The organism is Pseudomonas sp. DC1.2 (genome assembly GCF_034351645.1).
GTDB lineage: Bacteria > Pseudomonadota > Gammaproteobacteria > Pseudomonadales > Pseudomonadaceae > Aquipseudomonas.
Window position 1 is genome coordinate 251,849 of the sequence record NZ_CP133782.1, and the last position, 16,089, is coordinate 267,937.

Annotated in this window: 9 protein-coding genes and 2 pseudogenes; 8 read left to right on the top strand and 3 right to left on the bottom strand. The window is 59.5% G+C overall.

What is annotated here, in order from left to right; all coding sequences use genetic code 11:
* Positions 1-255 precede the first annotated feature (255 nt).
* Together thiI and typA are read left to right on the top strand one after the other, a co-directional pair.
* Positions 256-1,710, top strand: a complete 1,455-nt coding sequence (thiI, locus tag RHM68_RS01200; protein ID WP_322220139.1) for a tRNA uracil 4-sulfurtransferase ThiI — start codon at positions 256-258, stop codon at positions 1,708-1,710.
* A gap of 139 nt (positions 1,711-1,849) precedes the next feature.
* A complete protein-coding gene (typA, locus tag RHM68_RS01205) occupies positions 1,850-3,670 on the top strand; it encodes a translational GTPase TypA (protein ID WP_322220140.1) in 1,821 nt (606 codons plus the stop codon).
* Positions 3,671-3,787: 117 nt separating this feature from the next.
* On the opposite strand, the gene RHM68_RS01210 is transcribed toward typA, so the two are convergent.
* On the bottom strand, positions 3,788-4,228 hold the full coding sequence (locus tag RHM68_RS01210) for a YkgJ family cysteine cluster protein (protein ID WP_149416955.1): 441 nt from the start codon (positions 4,226-4,228) through the stop codon (positions 3,788-3,790).
* A gap of 258 nt (positions 4,229-4,486) precedes the next feature.
* Between RHM68_RS01210 and RHM68_RS01215 the strand changes: the two genes are divergently transcribed.
* From RHM68_RS01215 to RHM68_RS01235, 5 genes and pseudogenes are all read left to right on the top strand, one after another.
* Positions 4,487-6,937: a glycogen/starch/alpha-glucan phosphorylase gene (locus RHM68_RS01215; protein WP_322220141.1), complete on the top strand. Its 2,451-nt coding sequence runs from the start codon at positions 4,487-4,489 to the stop codon at positions 6,935-6,937.
* Between the two features lie 271 nt (positions 6,938-7,208).
* Positions 7,209-10,796 (top strand): DUF2339 domain-containing protein, encoded by a 3,588-nt coding sequence (locus tag RHM68_RS01220; RefSeq protein ID WP_322220142.1) that lies wholly within the window; start codon positions 7,209-7,211, stop codon positions 10,794-10,796.
* On the top strand, positions 10,793-12,166 hold the full coding sequence (locus RHM68_RS01225; protein ID WP_322220143.1) for a DUF3999 domain-containing protein: 1,374 nt from the start codon (positions 10,793-10,795) through the stop codon (positions 12,164-12,166). The genes RHM68_RS01220 and RHM68_RS01225 overlap by 4 nt, the downstream gene beginning before the upstream one ends.
* A 170-nt stretch (positions 12,167-12,336) precedes the next feature.
* On the top strand, positions 12,337-13,347 hold the full coding sequence (locus RHM68_RS01230; protein WP_322220144.1) for a class 1 fructose-bisphosphatase: 1,011 nt from the start codon (positions 12,337-12,339) through the stop codon (positions 13,345-13,347).
* Between the two features lie 4 nt (positions 13,348-13,351).
* Positions 13,352-13,482 (top strand): annotated as a pseudogene (locus RHM68_RS01235) (DUF924 domain-containing protein); the annotation flags it as partial.
* 158 nt (positions 13,483-13,640) lie between these two features.
* On the opposite strand, the gene RHM68_RS26585 reads toward RHM68_RS01235, so the two are convergent.
* On the bottom strand, positions 13,641-14,405 hold the full coding sequence (locus tag RHM68_RS26585; RefSeq protein WP_416195233.1) for a methyl-accepting chemotaxis protein: 765 nt from the start codon (positions 14,403-14,405) through the stop codon (positions 13,641-13,643).
* Between the two features lie 93 nt (positions 14,406-14,498).
* Positions 14,499-15,533: pseudogene (locus RHM68_RS26590) on the bottom strand (cache domain-containing protein); the annotation flags it as partial.
* Between the two features lie 285 nt (positions 15,534-15,818).
* Here RHM68_RS26590 and RHM68_RS01245 point away from each other — a divergent pair.
* On the top strand, positions 15,819-16,073 hold the full coding sequence (locus RHM68_RS01245) for a hypothetical protein (RefSeq protein WP_128872236.1): 255 nt from the start codon (positions 15,819-15,821) through the stop codon (positions 16,071-16,073).
* Positions 16,074-16,089: the final 16 nt, after the last annotated feature.

Consider the following 16,089-nt stretch of genomic DNA (forward strand, 5'->3'; position numbering starts at 1 on the left):
CATGGCAACCTGCCTCACAAGGGAGCAAATTGCATGCCAGTGCCCCACCATGGGTTTTTTGCCCCAATATCACGCTTATAAAGGCATGAGGTGTCGCAAAACTGAAAATCACGCTCTTAAATGTAGCGCTCAAATCTCGGAATGACCTGTTTTGGTGCGCGAAAAACCATCTGCACATAAACTGGTCAAACCTTGAGCAATTTCCGCTATAATCCGCGCCCCCCTTTTTCGGCTGGCCCTCTGCGCGCTGTTTTCATGAAACTAATCGTAAAAGTCTTCCCCGAGATCACCATCAAGAGCCGCCCGGTACGGATGCGTTTCATCCGCCAATTGGCTAAAAACATCCGTGCCGTGCTCCGCGATCTGGACCCGGCTGTGGTGGTGAACGGCGTGTGGGACAACCTCGAGCTGGAAACCCGCATCAGTGAGCCCAAAGCGCTGAAGGAGATGACTGAGCGCCTGAGTTGTATGCCAGGCATCGCGCATTTTCTGCAGGTAGATGAATACCCGTTGGGCGACTTCGACGACATCGTCGCCAAGTGCAAGCAGCACTACGGCGATGCATTGGCCGGGAAGGTTTTTTCGGTGCGCTGCAAGCGCGGCGGACACCACGACTTCTCATCCATGGATGTCGAAAAATACGTCGGCAGCCAGCTGCGTCGTCAGTGCGGCGCCGCCGGGATTTCCCTGAAAGAGCCAGAAATCGAAGTTCGCATGGAAATTCGCGACCAACGGTTGTACGTGATCCACAGCCAGCACAACAGCATCGGTGGTTATCCGCTAGGTGCCCTGGAGCAGACGCTGGTATTGATGTCAGGCGGCTTTGACTCGACAGTCGCCGCTTACCAGATCATGCGTCGCGGGCTTATGAGCCATTTCTGCTTCTTTAATCTGGGTGGACGTGCCCATGAACTGGGCGTCATGGAGGTCGCGCACTTCATCTGGAAGAAGTACGGCAGCTCCCAACGCGTGCTATTTGTCAGTGTGCCGTTCGAGGAAGTCTTGGGAGAAATTCTCGGGAAAGTCGATAACAGTCATATGGGTGTAGTTTTGAAGCGTATGATGTTGCGCGCTGCTTCCCGTATTGCCGATCGGCTGGACATCGATGCGCTGGTCACCGGCGAAGCGATTTCCCAGGTGTCGAGTCAGACCTTGCCGAACCTGTCTGTGATCGACTGCGTGACCGACAAGTTGGTCTTGCGCCCACTGATCGCCAGTCACAAGCAGGACATCATCGACCTGGCCTACGAAATCGGCACCGCCGATTTCGCCAAGCACATGCCGGAGTATTGCGGGATCATCTCGGTGAACCCCAAGACCCACGCCAAGCGCAACCGCGTGGAGTACGAAGAACAACAGTTCGACATGGCCGTCCTTGAGCGCGCGCTCGAGAACGCCAAACTGGTGCCGATCGATCGCGTGATCGACGAATTGGGCCAGGACTTGCAGATCGAAGAGGTCAGCGAAGCGCTGGCGGGTCAGATCGTCATCGACATCCGTCACCCGGATGCCGCTGAAGACGAGCCGCTGGTGCTGGCTGGCATTGAGGTAATGACGATGCCGTTTTATGCATTGAACGCTCGTTTCAAGGAACTGGACCCTACTCGCCAGTACCTGCTGTATTGCGACAAAGGCGTGATGAGTCGCCTGCATGCCCACCATTTGCTCAGTGAGGGGCATGCCAATGTGCGCGTTTATCGACCGAGCTAAGTGCCCGGGGCTGTTTGCCTGTGGCCTGCGTCACCGGCCCCCCGACGCCGCCGTCAAGCTGTAACGGCTTTGCCGGACTCTACTGTTAATCGCTGCCACGACCTGTCAGCACACCGAATCCTCTGATCGAGATACACAAGTGATCGAAAATCTACGCAACATCGCCATCATTGCTCACGTTGACCATGGTAAGACCACCCTGGTAGACAAACTCTTGCGTCAATCCGGCACCCTGGAGCGCAACGAGCTCAACGACGAGCGCGTGATGGACTCCAACGACCAGGAGAAAGAGCGCGGTATTACCATTTTGGCGAAAAACACCGCCATCAACTGGAACGGCTACCACATCAACATCGTGGACACCCCGGGCCACGCCGACTTCGGCGGCGAAGTTGAACGCGTAATGTCGATGGTTGACTCCGTTCTGCTGCTGGTTGACGCTCAAGACGGCCCTATGCCGCAAACCCGTTTTGTGACCAAGAAGGCGTTCGAAGCCGGCCTGCGTCCAATCGTGGTGATCAACAAGGTTGACCGTCCAGGCGCGCGTCCGGACTGGGTTCTGGACCAGATCTTCGACCTGTTCGACAACCTCGGTGCTACCGAAGAACAGCTGGACTTCAAAGTCGTCTACGCCTCGGCCCTGAACGGCATTGCCGGTCTGGAACACACCGACATGGCTGAAGACATGACTCCGCTGTACCAGGCCATCGTTGATCACGTTCCAGCTCCAAAAGTTGACCGTGACGGCCCGTTCCAGATGCAAATCTCGGCACTGGACTACAACAGCTTCCTGGGTGTTATCGGCGTTGGCCGTATCGCTCGTGGTCGCGTCAAGCCGAACACTCAGGTTGTGGCCATCGACGTTGACGGCAAGCGCCGCAACGGTCGTATCCTGAAGCTGATGGGTCACCACGGTCTGCACCGCATCGACGTTGACGAAGCAGCTGCCGGCGACATCGTCTGCATCAGCGGCTTCGACCAGCTGTTCATCTCCGACACTCTGTGCGACCCACTGAATGTTGAAGCGATGAAGCCGCTGACCGTTGACGAACCAACCGTTTCCATGACCTTCCAGGTAAACGATTCGCCTTTCTGCGGTAAAGAAGGCAAGTTCGTCACCAGCCGTAACATCAAGGAACGTCTGGACAAAGAACTGCTGTTCAACGTTGCTCTGCGCGTTGAAGAAGGCGACACCGCCGACAAGTTCAAAGTCTCCGGCCGTGGTGAGCTGCACCTCTCGGTACTGATCGAAACCATGCGTCGCGAAGGCTTCGAAATGGGTGTTGGTCGTCCAGAAGTGATCATCCGTATGGTTGACGGCGTGAAGCACGAACCCTACGAAAACGTGACCATCGACCTGCCGGAAGAATCCCAGGGCGCGATCATGGAACAGATCGGTATCCGTAAAGGCGACCTGACCAACATGGTTCCGGATGGCAAGGGCCGTGTGCGCCTTGAGTACAACATCCCGGCTCGTGGCTTGATCGGTTTCCGTAACGAGTTCCTGACCCTGACCTCCGGTGCAGGCATCCTGACCTCGATCTTCGACCGTTACGACGTGATGAAGTCCGGCGACATGTCCGGCCGTCAGAACGGCGTGCTGGTTTCGGTTGCTACCGGTAAGGCGCTGACTTACTCGCTGGAAACCCTGCAAGCTCGCGGCAAACTGTTCCTGGGTCACGGTGAAGACGTGTACGAAGGTCAAATCGTCGGCATCAACAGCCGCGACAATGACCTGGGCGTTAACCCAACCAAAGGCAAGAAGCTCGACAACATGCGTGCCTCGGGTAAAGACGAAACCATCGCTTTGGTTCCGCCTATCCGTTTCACTCTGGAGCAAGCGCTGGAATTCGTTCAAGAAGACGAATTGTGCGAAGTCACTCCTAAGTCCATCCGTCTTCGCAAGAAGATCCTGGGCGAAAGCGAGCGTACCCGCGCAGCGAAGAAAAACGGTAACTGAGTCTCGACTTAGTTAGCGCTTAAAAAAAACGCCCCCGACCGCAAGGTCGGGGGCGTTTTTGTTTGTCTGGAGTGATCGTTCCGGCGTGTGGGAACGATGGTGCAGCGAAATTAGGGATCAGAATTTTTCGAGGGTACGACGACTGCTGCTGGTTTCACGCGCCACTTCTTTAGGCTTGTAGGCGCAGTAACCAGGGCGCGGCCCGATCTTCGGGTGGTTGCGGCAGGTGTCCGGGCGTTTTTCGTAAATCGTGCACAGACGGCTCTTGCGATCCAGGTACAGGCAGTCGTTGTTGCTCATGCGCTGGAGGGTGAAAATCTCGGACTTCTGGTTGTAGCGCTCGACGATCCCTTCCTTCTGCAAACGCTTGGCGATGTTCTTCGCCGGCTCACCGCGCTCGAACTCATCGACAATGCCAATGCGGATCAAGTCCTTGATCTTGACCTCGACCGGCAAGGTGCAACAGCTGGAAACGCAAGAGCCGCACATGGGTGCGGAATATTTGGCCCAGGTATCGAGGCGGTCGATCTCCGCGGCGGCGATCAGGTTGGACTTCATCATCGGTTGTTACCAGCGTGCATCAGGGCGCGCGATCATACCGGGACTGGTGGATTTTTGAACAACCTTTCGCCAGATTTTTTCTGATCTCATCAAATCACTCCGGTATTGCGGCACGGCCCCTGCATTCATTCAGTCACACGCCAACGTAATATCGCGCTATCTCGCACTAACAGGAAAAACTGCCGAACCAGAGCCCCCACCGTCTGTCAGACCGTCTAGGCTCAGACAACTCAATGCTCGCTCGAGGTCTTATCGATGACACAAGAACCACTTGTTCGCGAAGCAGAGGTGGCCGCATTCCGCGACGCCGTCCTGACCAAACTCACTTATGCGGTGGGCAAAGACCCGGATCACGCCTTCGACCACGACTGGTTCGAAGCCATTGCCCTGGCAGCGCGCGACCACATGGTCGAACACTGGATGGATCACACACGGCAAATCTATCGCAAAGGTCAGAAGCGGGTTTACTACCTTTCTCTGGAATTTCTCATCGGCCGCTTGCTCTACGACAGCCTGAGCAACCTCGGCCTGCTGGACATAGCGCGCGAGGCGCTGACGGAACTTGGCGTTGACCTTGAGCGTATTCGCCTGCTGGAGCCCGATGCGGCGCTGGGCAATGGTGGCCTCGGTCGTCTGGCGGCGTGTTTCATGGAAAGCATGTCCACCCTGGGCATCGCCGGTCATGGCTACGGCATTCGTTACGAGCACGGTTTGTTCCGGCAAGCCATCGTCGATGGCTGGCAGCAGGAACAGACAGAGCACTGGCTGGATTTCGGCAATCCCTGGGAGTTCGAGCGTCCAGAGGTCGTTTATTCGATCGGCTTTGGTGGCGGCGTCGAGACCGTGACCGACGAAACCGGCAAGACCAAGCAAGTCTGGACCCCTTCTGAAACCGTAAGAGCGATTGCTTACGACACGCCGGTGGTTGGCTGGCGTGGGGCGAGCGTCAATACCCTGCGCTTGTGGCGGGCTCGTGCGGTTGAGGATTTGCACCTGGAACGCTTCAACGCAGGCGACCACTTGGGCGCTGTGGCGGATGTGGCGCGGGCCGAAAGCATCTCTCGGGTTCTGTACCCGGCGGACAGTACCGAGGCCGGCCAGGAACTGCGCCTGCGCCAGGAATACTTCTTCGTCGCCGCCTCCCTTCAGGATTTACTGCGCCGTCATCGGAACATGCACACCTCGGTGCTGACCCTGGGTGACCACGCTGCAATCCAGCTCAACGACACCCATCCCTCGATTGCCGTCGCCGAGCTGATGCGTCAGTTGGTCGATGTCTACGACGTGGCGTGGGATGCCGCGTGGCAGGTCACCGTCGATACGCTGTCTTACACCAACCACACCTTGCTGCCAGAAGCGCTGGAAACCTGGCCGGTGGGGCTGATGGAGCGGATGCTGCCGCGACACATGCAGATCATTTACCTGATCAACGCCCAGCACATAGATTCCCTGCGGGCCAAGGGCATTCATGACTTCGAAGTGCTGCGTGCGGTGTCGCTGATCGAGGAAGACAACGGCCGTCGCGTGCGCATGGGCAACCTGGCGTTTCTGGGTTCCCACAGCGTCAATGGCGTGTCTGGGTTGCACACGCAACTGATGCGCAAAACGGTGTTTTCCGAACTGCATAAGCTTTACCCGGAGCGGATCAACAACAAGACCAACGGCATTACCTTCCGCCGCTGGCTGTACCAGGCCAACGCTGAGCTGACCGCGATGATGGTCGAGGCCCTGGGCCCGGACCTGCTGGATAACGCCGAGCAACGTTTGATCGAACTGGAACCGTTCGCCGAGAAACCAGCCTTCCGCAAGGCCTTCGCCGAGCAACGCCTGCACAGCAAGAAGGCCCTGGCGTACCTCATTCATGAGCGGCTCGGTATTGCGGTCAACCCGGCGGCGATGTTCGATGTGCAGGTCAAGCGCATTCACGAATACAAGCGGCAGTTACTCAACCTGCTGCACACGGTGGCCTTGTATCAGGCGATTCGTGCAGAGCCAGAAGTGGATTGGGTGCCACGGGTGAAAATCTTCGCCGGTAAAGCGGCGGCGAGTTATCACCAGGCCAAGCTGATTATCAAGTTGACCAACGACATCGCCCGGGTGGTGAACAACGATCCGACGGTGCGCGGTTTATTGAAAGTGGTGTTCCTGCCCAATTACAACGTCAGCCTCGCGGAAAGCATTATTCCAGCAGCGGATTTGTCGGAGCAGATTTCCACCGCAGGTTTCGAAGCTTCCGGCACCAGCAACATGAAGTTCGGCCTCAACGGCGCGCTGACCATCGGCACCTTGGACGGCGCCAACGTCGAAATGTGCGAGCGCATCGGCGCCGAGCACATGTTCATTTTCGGTCTGAGTGCCCAACAGGTTGAAGCGCGTAAGCAGAACCATGAGTTCAGCGCCGCGCCGGACATTGCTTCGTCCCATCGCTTGAATGACGTGCTGCAAGCGATTCGCGGCGGGGTGTTCTCACCGGATGATCCGTCTCGATACACCGGGCTGATCGATTCGTTGGTGGACTATGACCGCTTCCTGGTGTGTGCCGACTTTGCGTCCTACTGGGATGCACAGATGCGGGTCGAGGCGCATTGGCATGACTCCAAGGCGTGGTGGCGCTCGGCGGTGTTGAACACCGCGCGGATGGGCTGGTTCTCGTCCGACCGGACGATTCGCGAGTACGCGACGGAGATCTGGAAGGCCCTGGAGTAACTTTTAGCAATAATTACGAGCGAGGCCCAACGCCCGTTGGGCCGGATCGATATACTAAGCGCCGGTTACACCGGGCGGCAGGTTTGGCGACTTCACTGTGGGAGCGAGCCTGCTCGCGAAAGTGCTCTAACAGTCAACGCATAGGTTGAAGGTTATGGCCCCTTCGCGAGCAGGCTCGCTCCCACGGGTTTGTGTGGTTTCACACTAAACTCGGCCAAAGGCTGTTTTGCCCGGACTCGCCCCGCCGCGGGGCCACTTAGGGATATCGACCATGCAATGGATGTTCATGCTGATGGGCTGGGTGCTGGGCTGGATACTCGACGAGTCATTCAGCGATGCTCTGTTGGGCGGGCTCCTCGGGTTGGGGCTGGGCCAGGCTTTTCGCATTGGTCGCTTGAGCAAAAAAGCGGCCGAGCAGCAGCGTTTGCTTGAACAGGCGCAGGTTGCGTTGAGCTCGGTTCAGCAGCGCCTGGCGTTGCTGGAGGCGCGCCCTGTCCATACGCCAGAAGCCATCGAACCGGTGGTCAGCGAAGTCGCTGCTGTGCCTGAATTCAGACTCGACGAAGTGGTTGCCGAGCCCCCTGAGCTGATCTGGGAACTTGCGTCCGAACTCGAGCCGCTTGGCGCTGGCATCGCTGAAACCAGCCCGCCACTGCCGGCCGATGTCTGGATCCCGCAACCGGCCGCCCGCGAACCGCGACAACCGACGGCCCCTCGCGTACCTAATGTCATTGATCGCGTCCTCAGCGGCGCCCGCAACTGGCTGTTCGGTGGCAACACGGTATTGCGGGTCGGCGTGGTGCTGCTGTTCCTCGGCCTGGCGTTCTTGCTGCGTTATGCCACCGAAGGTGTGGTGGTGCCGATCGAGTTGCGTTACGCCGGCGTCGCCGCCAGTGCGCTGGGCTTGCTTGGCCTGGGCTGGTGGCTGCGCCACCGCAACCAACATTACGCGCTGATGCTGCAAGGCACGGGTATCGCGGTGTTGTACCTGACAGTGTTCGCCGCGATGCGCTTGCACCCGCTGCTCGACCCGACGGCAGCCTTTGGCCTGCTGGTAGCGGTGACGCTGTTCTCGGCGATTCTGGCGATTACTCAGGATTCGCTGGCACTGGCCTGCGCGGCTGCGCTGGGTGGGTTCGCCGCGCCGATCCTGACCTCGACCGGTGCCGGCAGCCATGTCGCGCTGTTCAGCTATTTCGCCCTGCTCAACGCCGGTATCTTCGCGATTGCCTGGTTCAAGGCTTGGCGGCTGCTTAACCTGATTGGTTTTGTTGGCACCTTCGGCATCGGTTTCGCCTGGGGCTTGCGCGCTTATGAGCCGCAGTTGCTGTGGAGCACCGAGCCGTTCCTGATTGTGTTCTTCCTGATGTACCTCGGCATCGGCCTGTTGTTCGCCCGGCGAAAACTGCTGGAAATGAGCGACGCGCCTGAAGATGACAGCCGCGAGGCGCTGTTGCACTGGTCGGCGCGCAAGGGCGATTATGTCGATGGCACGATGGTGTTCGGGCCGCCGCTGGTGGCCTTCGGGTTGCAGTTCGCACTGGTCCAGCACTTGGAACTGGCCGCCGCTTTTAGCGCGCTGGCACTGGGCGTGATCTACATGGGCCTGGCCCGGCTACTCATGGGCGGCCGTGCGTTGCTGCTGGCGGAAACCTGCCTGGCACTGGGTGTGATTTTCGCCAGCCTGGCAATCCCCTTGGGCCTCGATGCACGTTGGACGGCTGCCGCCTGGGCGGTAGAGGGCGCGGGGATTTTCTGGCTCGGGCTGCGTCAGCAACGACCGCTGGCCCGCGCCTTCGCCCTGCTGTTGCAACTGGGGTCGGCGCTGGCGTTTCTCAGCGAGTTGCACGCGGGCGAAAGCAGCTTGCTGAACGGTTCGCTGCTGGGGGCGTTGATGCTCGGCGCGGCGTTGTTGTTCAGTTTCTACCAACTGCGCAAAGCCCCGCCAGAGCAGACTTCTGAATGGGAGCGCCAAAGCCTGCCCGTGTTGGCGTGCCTCGGTCTGACCTTTCTTTATTTGCTGGCGCCGCTGTTCTTCCTGACCCACGGCACGGCGATCAGTTGGGCGTTGGCTGGGTTGGTGACATTGTTTGTTGGCCTGCGCCTGCATTCGCGCACGTTCATGTTCAGCGCATTTGCCGTGCAGTTGCTCGGTGGCGCGTTGTTCCTGATGCGGTTGCACGGCACAAGCGATGGTTGCGCCGCGGTGTTCAGCGCCGGCTGGAGCGGTTTGCTCAGTGCCTCGCTGATTGGCCTGGCGATGATCGTCGGCATGTTGCTGGCAGCCCGTGATGAGAGGGTGCGCGACGATGCGCGCTTGCTGCGTGGTTTGTCGGTGATCTTGCTGGCTGGATTGGTGCTGATGAATCTGGCGGTGTTGTTCGTGCTGCCGTGGAAAACCGCGAGTGCGGTGTGGGCGGCCAGCGGGCTGTTGATCATTTGGCTGAGCTTGTACCTCAAACAACCGTTGAGCTTTGTCTTCGGCCTGCTGTTGCAGGTCATTGGCGGTGCGCAGTTCCTGTTCAGCGGCCCTGATCTGCTGGAGCCGTTGGTCAGTGAAGGTTTGCGGCCGTTGGCCCACAGTGGTTTCTGGACCCCGCTGGTGCTTGGCCTGGCCGCGTTCGTCGGTGCCTGGCGCTTGCAGCTCGGTAAGCATGACTCGGCCTTCGATGTGTTGAGCCTGAATCGCTTGTCCGAACTGCTGCTGGTGTGGGGCGCGGGCTGGTGGGCGCTGGCGTGGATCAGTGAAGTGCTGCGCTTTGCGCCGGTAAACCTGCAAGCGACCTTGCTGCTGGCCGTTGCGGCGCTGAGTGTGGCGTTGTGGACGCTGTTGGCGCAGCGGCTGAAATGGTCGGCGCTGGCGTTGCTTTGCACCTTGCTGATTCCGGCCGCGGGGCTGGTGTTGGTCGCGGCGTGGCATTGGCGCTATCACCCGGCGGCCAGCTTCGGTTGGTTGGTGTGGGCGGCGGTGTTCGTCGCGCATTTCATCTCGCTACGGCGTCTCGCGCCGGTGCTGCCAGCGCGCGCCCTCAGTGCTGCCCATGTACTCGGCTGTTGGTTGTTGATTGGTGTGCTGGCGCTGGAATTGCGTTATGGCTTGCTGCTGCTGTCCGAGCAATACAACGCCTGGCGCTGGTTGGGCTGGGCGATTCTGCCGAGCCTGTACCTGGTGTTCGCCGCCTCGCCGCGAAACTGGCCGTGGCCGGTGTCGGCGTACTCGCGCGAATACCGCGTGTATGCCGCCGCACCGCTGGCATTGCTGATGCTCGCTTGGTTCTGGCTGGCGAACGGCGTCAGCGACGGCACCGCCGAACCGCTGCCTTACGTCCCGTTGATCAACCCGCTGGAGCTGGGCCTGCTGTTTGCGCTGTTCGGTGTTTACGTCTGGTCGCGCAGCGCCGTGACGCAATTTGCGTTGCCGAAAATGTACGCTGAGCACGCCACGCAACTGATAGCGGGTGTTTCGTTGTTTGTGTTTTTCTCCGGGATGGTCACGCGCACGGCTCACCATTGGGGTGGCGTACCCTTCGATCTGGACCTGCTGCTTGCGTCGATGCAGGTGCAGGCCGGTCTGTCGATTGTCTGGACCATGATGGCCTTGGGTCTGATGATTGGCGGCCATCTGCGTCATCGTCGTGAGGTTTGGCTGATCGGTGCGGCGCTGATCGCGGTGGTGGTGGCCAAACTGTTCTTTATTGAATTAAGTAACCGTGGCGGGCTGGCGCGGATCGTCTCGTTTATCGGTGTTGGCGTGTTGCTGTTGGTGGTGGGCTATTTCGCCCCGCTGCCACCCAAGCGCGCCGAGGCTGCGTCAGAGGCTGAAAAACCGGCCCCGCAAACCGAAGGAGTGTCGTCTTGAGTCAGAAGCTAAACCTGGGATGGTTGGGCGCTGTTGCGCTGGGTGTGGCGTTTTCGGCCAGTGCTCAGGAAAAACCGGCGGACTTCACCACGCAAGTACCGTTGTCCGTGAGTGGCGAAGGCCCTTGGTATCGTCTGGAACTGCCGCTTAACGTGCAACTGAGTGCGCGACAGACTGACCTCAGCGATGTGCGTGTCTTCAATGCTGCCGGTGAGCCTCAAGCCTATGCCTTGGCGCGGCAAACCGCGCAGACCAGCGAGAGCCGCACCCGCACCGACGTCAAGTGGTTCCCGCTTTACAACTCGGCGGACGCCACCGAACGCGCGCCGAGTGTGCGGGTGCAATCGAGTGCCAATGGCACGTTGGTCGACGTGCAACCCTCCCGTCAGTTGGAGGCCAGCGATGAAGTTCTGCGCGGCTGGTTGCTTGATGCCAGCGCGATCAAGGCGCCGTTGCAGCAATTGATTCTCGACTGGGCCAGCGAGCGCGACGGCTTTCAGCGTTTCAGCATCGAAGCCAGTGACGACTTGCAGCATTGGCAGGCGTGGGGCGAAGGGCAGGTCGCGCGGTTGATGTTTGCCGACGAGCGGGTCGAACAGCACGAAGTCGGCCTGCCGGGGCAATCGGCGCGCTACCTGCGTTTGCTCTGGCATTCACCGCAAGCCGCACCGGCGCTGGTCTCGGCCCGGTTGGAAAGTGCGAGCACGCGCAGCCTGCCGCTGCCGTTGGTTTGGTCGCAAGCCTTGAGCGCCAGCACCGTCAAAGCCGGGGAGTACCTCTGGCAATTACCGATGGGGTTGAACGTCGAGCGTCTGCAAATCGAGTTGAAACAGCCCAACACGCTGGCGCCGGTGACATTGGCCGGTCGGCGCGACAGCAGCCTGCCATGGCAGCCGTTGAACAGTGGTTTGCTGTATCGCTTGACCCAGAATGGCCAGGAGGTGCTGCAAAACGAAATGCAACTACCGGGGCAAACGGTGCAGCAACTGAAACTGACCGTGGACGAACGCGGTGGTGGCCTGGGGAGTGACGCGCCGACGGTGAAATTTGCCGTGCGCTCCACGCAATTAGTCTTCCTGGCGCGTGGGGCAGGGCCTTATACGCTGGCGCTCGGTAGCGCGACGGTGAGGGCGGCGAATTTGCCGTTGTCGACGTTGATTCCCGATTACAGCGCGGCGCGATTGGCGGCGTTGGGCAAGGCAACGGTGGACGGCGGGGCGGTGTTGACACCGACCTCTAACCCGTCAGCCATTGCGGTGGCGGAGACGAACTGGAAGAAAATCGGCCTGTGGTCGGTGTTGTTGCTCGGCGTGCTGCTGTTGGCGGCGATGGCGGCCAGCCTGCTGCGCAAACCTCCCGCTAACAGTTGAAGAGGGGGGCTCGCGATTGCGTTTGAGCGGTCGATAAAAATGTCCATTTCGAACTACGCTCTCCTCCGCGCATGAACTCTATTTGGCGTATCACGTCTGATAGGAGGAAATGCGCCCCGACTCGCGTTAAACTGCGCGGGTTTTTAGTCCACCACCCTCCGGAGCCGTCCATGTCCCGCGTTACCCTGAGTCGCTATTTGATCGAGCAGACCCGTAGCAACAACACGCCTGCCGATCTGCGTTTCCTGATCGAAGTGGTGGCGCGCGCCTGCAAGGAAATCAGCCACGCCGTGTCCAAAGGCGCCCTGGGTGGTGTTCTGGGCAGCATGGGCACTGAAAACGTCCAAGGCGAAGTGCAGAAGAAGCTCGACGTGATCTCCAACGAGATCCTGCTCGAAGCCAACGAGTGGGGCGGTCACCTGGCCGGCATGGCGTCCGAGGAAATGGACAATGCCTACCAGATTCCGGGCAAATACCCGAAAGGCGCGTACCTGCTGGTATTCGACCCGCTGGACGGCTCGTCGAACATTGATATCAACGCGCCGGTCGGTACGATCTTTTCGGTGCTGCGTTGCCCGAACGAATACCTGAGCCAGAACGAAGCCTTGAACGAAAAGGCCTTCTTGCAGCCCGGCACCGAGCAGGTCGCCGCCGGTTATGCCATCTACGGCCCGCAGACCATGCTGGTGCTGACCCTGGGTGATGGTGTGAAAGGCTTTACCCTGGACCGCGAAATGGGCAGCTTCGTGCTGACCCACGAAGACATCACGATCCCGGAGTCCACTCAGGAATTCGCGATCAACATGTCCAACCAGCGTCACTGGGAAGCGCCGGTGCAACGCTACGTCGGCGAATTGCTGGCTGGCGAAGAAGGCCCACTGAAAAAGAACTACAACATGCGCTGGGTCGCCGCGATGGTCGCGGACGTTCACCGCATCCTGACCCGTGGTGGCTTGTTCATGTACCCGCGTGACAGCCGCGAGCCGTCCAAACCGGGCAAACTGCGCCTGATGTACGAAGCCAACCCAATGTCGTTCCTGGTGGAGCAGGCTGGCGGCATGTCCACCGACGGCCATCAGCGCATTCTCGACATTCAGCCTGAAGGCCTGCACCAGCGCGTGGCGGTATACCTCGGTTCCAAAGAAGAAGTTGAGCGCGTCACGGCTTACCACAAGCAGTAAACGCATGACTGCGCCTTGGCAGCCGTTGCTTGAGTGGTGGTTCGGTACAGCCGACACACCCTGAAGTCGCGGCAGGCCAGGGCGGTTTCTGGTTCGGGGCAGCGCGACAGCCAAGACCTCGAAGCGCAAGCGCGCTTATGAACAACCAGAGTAGATACCCGCCGAATTCAAAATTGCAGGGTTGCCCTGCAACCTGCAATCTCCCACATGGATCTTCAGCGAACACCCATTGTGTGTACCGCCGAGATCCCCTGTGCGAGTGAGCCCGCTCGCGAAGGACCCCCAGAGAGCGCTTAGATCCTGAAGCTTCCAACCAATTGCTTCAACCGCGCCGCCTGCTGTTCTAGATCGGCGCAGGCGCGCAACGTCGATTGCAGGTTTTCCACCCCTTCCTGGTTCAGCGTGTTGATCTCGGTGATGTCGACGTTGATCGACTCCACCACTGCGGTCTGCTCTTCGGTGGCCGTCGCCACGGATTGGTTCATCCCGTCGATTTCGCCGATGCGCTGAGTCACGCTGCCCAAGCGTTCGCCTGCCTGGTTGGCGATGCCGACGCTGCTTTCACTTTGGCGCTGGCTGTCGGTCATGGTGCTGACCGCTTCCCGTGCGCCGACTTGCAGCTCTTCGATCATCTTCTGCACTTGCTGCGCCGAATCCTGGGTTCGGTGGGCGAGGTTGCGCACCTCATCCGCAACCACGGCAAAACCACGTCCGGCTTCACCGGCGCGCGCCGCTTCAATGGCTGCGTTCAGCGCCAACAGGTTGGTCTGCTGGGAAATGCTGGTGATCACCTCCAGAATCTGTCCGATGTTCACGGTGTTGCTGTTCAGCGTTTCAATATTGGCGCACGAGTCGCTGATTTTTACCGACAGTTGCTGCATTGCCGCGATGGTTTTATCCACCACCTGCTGACCTTCTTCAGCCAAGGTACGAGCGTCGCTTGAGTGCTGTGAGGCGAGGGCGGCGTTCTGCGCAATTTCCTGGGCGGCGGCGCCCAGTTCGTTGATCGCCGCGGCCACGCTGCTGGTGCGCGAGGATTGTTGATCAGAGTTAAACATCGACGAATTTGAGGCAGCCACCACGCGCAAAGCGACTTCGTTAACCTGGCCAGTCGCCGAAGCCACTTCGCGAATCGAGGTGTGAATCCGTTCCACAAAACGGTTGAACGAAGTGCCCAGTGCGCCGAACTCATCGTGGCCGTGAATGGTCAGGCGTTTGGTCAAGTCGCCTTCACCTTCGGCGATGTCATGCATGGCGCGGCCCATGGTCAGGAGCGGCTGCATCAGGAAACTGATCAGCATGCCCAGCAGGCCGATGATGATCACCACGGCGATGACCATCGCGATAATCGCCGAGGTGCGGAATTCGCTGAGCATCGAGAACGCGGTGTCCTGATCGAGCACCAGCGCCACGTACCAATCCGCCGACGGCACGCCGTTGACGTGGGTGAAGGAGATGAACTGCGCCTTGCCGTCCACCGCGACTTCTTTCAGGCCGGGGCTGACTTTAGGTGCGCCGTTCGGATACGCATCGGCGAGACTCTTGAGCACCAGTTTGCTGTCTGGGTGAATCAGGATTTTACCGTCGGCGCTGACGATGAACGCATGGCCATGCCCACCAAAGTTCAGCGAGTTGATGATCGCGCTGACACTGGACAGGTCAATGTCCGCGCCGGCGACGCCGATCATTTTGTTCTCGTGCTGCACAGGCGTTGCAACGGTGATCACCAGTTTGCCGGAGGAGGCCGCGATGTAAGGTTCGGTGACGATGGTTTGCCGCGCGCTGTCGGCGGCCTTGTACCAACCGCGGGCACGGGGGTCGTAATCCGCGGGGCGATTACCTGCCGGCACCGAAAACATCACGCCTTCGACACTGCCGAAGTAACTCAACTGGAAATTGCTGGTGTAAGCCGGCAGGTCGATGACCCGTTTCAGGTTGGCCGGGGCGCTGCCGTCGACGGCGATCTGTTGGGACAGCGATTGCAGTAACTGGATGCGGCTTTCCAACCAGGTCTGGATATTACTGGTGGTCAGGCTGCCGAGTTCCTGCATTGACAACTCGGTACTGCTGCGCAGTGTTTGCCGCTGGCGGTAATCGTTGAACAGGATGAAACACGCAAACGCTACGGCTACCACAAGGGCGGCAGCCAACAAGATCTTATGGCTGAACTTCATGTTTCTGGTCATTAAATGAGCTACCGCGCGGGTGTGGGCAAAAAAAGGGGCGTCAATTTGCCACAGTAGAAGGCATTGGGCTGCCTCTGTTTCGACTGCTCGCGGCCAAAGATTAGGGGACTTTTGGCGAAAGCCGACGAAATACTCAATAACGCGAGAAAGTCGCTGATTTATCGGCAAAAGGTCGATGAGTGGCCCAATAAATAGCCGGCCCTTTGGGGAACCAGACCGGGGTTTTCTCTTCTAAGCTTCTGCTTGGCAGCCACGCCAATCCCCCTTCGCTCCAGGAGTTACACCATGTCGCTGCGATCCATCGCCTTGCTCTCGTTCTGCGTGCTGTTGGCCGCGTGCAGCAAGGTCAATCAGGAAAACTACTCCAAGCTGTCGGCCGGCATGCCCAAGGCCGAGGTTGAAACCCTGCTCGGTAAACCGGCTGACTGCTCTGGCGCGCTGGGCATGTCCAGTTGTACCTGGGGCGACAAGAACAGCTTTATCAGCGTGCAGTACGCCGGTGACAAAGTGCTGATGTTTTCCGGCCAAGGCCTGAAATAAACCGGGGCTTCGCGCC

What these genes read in the sequence shown, in the direction of transcription:
- RHM68_RS26585 (WP_416195233.1), bottom strand. Translation starts at nt 14,405, where the DNA reads ATGTTTAACTCTGATCAACAATCCTCGCGCACCAGCAGCGTGGCCGCG.
- RHM68_RS01215 (WP_322220141.1), top strand. Translation starts at nt 4,487, where the DNA reads ATGACACAAGAACCACTTGTTCGCGAAGCAGAGGTGGCCGCATTCCGC.
- RHM68_RS01210 (WP_149416955.1), bottom strand. Translation starts at nt 4,228, where the DNA reads ATGAAGTCCAACCTGATCGCCGCCGCGGAGATCGACCGCCTCGATACC.
- RHM68_RS01245 (WP_128872236.1), top strand. Translation starts at nt 15,819, where the DNA reads ATGTCGCTGCGATCCATCGCCTTGCTCTCGTTCTGCGTGCTGTTGGCC.
- thiI (WP_322220139.1), top strand. Translation starts at nt 256, where the DNA reads ATGAAACTAATCGTAAAAGTCTTCCCCGAGATCACCATCAAGAGCCGC.
- RHM68_RS01220 (WP_322220142.1), top strand. Translation starts at nt 7,209, where the DNA reads ATGCAATGGATGTTCATGCTGATGGGCTGGGTGCTGGGCTGGATACTC.
- RHM68_RS01230 (WP_322220144.1), top strand. Translation starts at nt 12,337, where the DNA reads ATGTCCCGCGTTACCCTGAGTCGCTATTTGATCGAGCAGACCCGTAGC.